This window comes from Microbacterium sp. BF1, from assembly GCF_019279095.1.
Taxonomy (GTDB): Bacteria; Actinomycetota; Actinomycetes; order Actinomycetales; family Microbacteriaceae; genus Microbacterium; species Microbacterium maritypicum.
The window spans coordinates 1-1,540 of the sequence record NZ_JAGYWT010000560.1 but is presented as its reverse complement, the minus strand read 5'-3'; the positions used below and the strand labels follow the sequence as shown (position 1 = coordinate 1,540).

The following is a 1,540-nucleotide window of genomic DNA, read 5'->3' as shown; positions in this document are numbered from 1 at the left end:
CCTCGCGACCATCGCCGGGTTCGGTGCGACCAGCGACGCGCATCACGCCACGGCACCGGACCCGGACGCCGCCGGGGCGACCAAAGCGATCGATGCGTGCCTCGCCGACGCCGACATCCGCGCCGCGCAGGTCGACCATGTGAACACCCACGGCACGGGCACGGTTCTCGGCGACAAAGCCGAGCTCGTCGCGCTCGCACAGGCGCTGGGATCAGGAGCGCCATCCGTTCCACTCACCGCGACGAAGTCAACCACCGGGCATCTGCTCGGCGCAGCGGGCGTCACCGAAGCGGTCATCGCCGCGATGACTCTTCGCGATCAGGTGCTGCCTCCGACCATCAACCTGTCGCATCCGTGCGCGGACGGGTGGGACTTCGTCCGCGACCGGGAGCGACCGCATCCGGTCCGCACGGTGCTGTCGACCTCGTTCGGATTCGGAGGTCACAACGCGGCGCTGCTGCTCACGGCGTGCGAGTGAGCCCGACCGGCGCCCGTACCCGTGCCAGGCGTCGGGAGAACGGACGGATGTCGGAGTGCAAGAAGAAGAAGTAGTCTCTCCGCACAGAGGAGGGCCAGTCCGCGTGGATTGGCCCTCCTCTCGTCGCTGTAGGCTTGGTCGATGACCCCAACGCGCAACTTCGACCAGTCGTCGAAGCTCAAGAACGTCCTGTACGAGATTCGCGGAAACGCCCTCGTCGAGGCGGCGCGCTTGGAGGCGGAGGGGCATCAGATCCTCAAGCTGAACACCGGCAACCCGGCGATCTTCGGCTTCGACGCCCCGCACCAGATCGTGCGCGACATGCTCGCCGCGCTGCCGACGGCCCACGGATACAGCGACAGCAAGGGCATCGTCTCGGCTCGACGTGCCGTGGTGAGCCGGTACGAGGAGATCGAGGGCTTCCCGCGGTTCGACCCCGACGACGTGTACCTCGGAAACGGTGTCTCCGAGCTCATCACGATGACGATGCAGGCGCTGCTCGACGAGGGCGACGAGGTCCTCATCCCGGCGCCGGACTATCCGCTCTGGACGGCGATGACCAGCCTCGCCGGCGGCACTCCCGTCCACTACCTCTGCGATGAGGATGACCAGTGGCAGCCTGACCTCGAGGACATCCGATCGAAGATCACGCCGCGCACCAAGGCACTGGTCATCATCAACCCGAACAACCCCACGGGAGTGGTGTACTCCCGCCAGATCCTCGAGGGCTTGGTGCAGATCGCTCGAGAGCACCAGCTGCTGCTGCTCTCCGACGAGATCTACGATCGCATCCTGTTCGACGGCGCCGTGCACATCCCGACGGCGACTCTCGCCCCTGATCTGCTCTGCCTGACCTATGACATCTTCGAGCTCGGCGACGATGGTCGGCGAGGTCTCGAAGTCGATGGGGGTGTTCGCCATCGCCTCCGCCTGGATCTTCGGGTTGTCGACGACGTGGCGGAGGATAGTCTCGGCCGCGCTGACGCCGTTGATCTCGTCGACGTCGGTGCCGGCAAACAAGGTGTTGATCTTGTCGATGACGTCTTGCAGCAGTCCGTACTT

Annotated in this window: 1 protein-coding gene and 1 pseudogene; both read left to right on the top strand. The window is 65.8% G+C overall.

Annotated elements, in window-relative coordinates; genetic code table 11:
• Window positions 1-478 (top strand): annotated as a pseudogene (locus tag KZA10_RS14810) (beta-ketoacyl-[acyl-carrier-protein] synthase family protein); the annotation flags it as partial.
• A 141-nt stretch (window positions 479-619) separates the two neighbouring features.
• Window positions 620-1,540 (top strand): aminotransferase class I/II-fold pyridoxal phosphate-dependent enzyme (locus tag KZA10_RS14805; protein ID WP_256934916.1); only part of this gene is annotated, 921 nt, incomplete at its 3' end.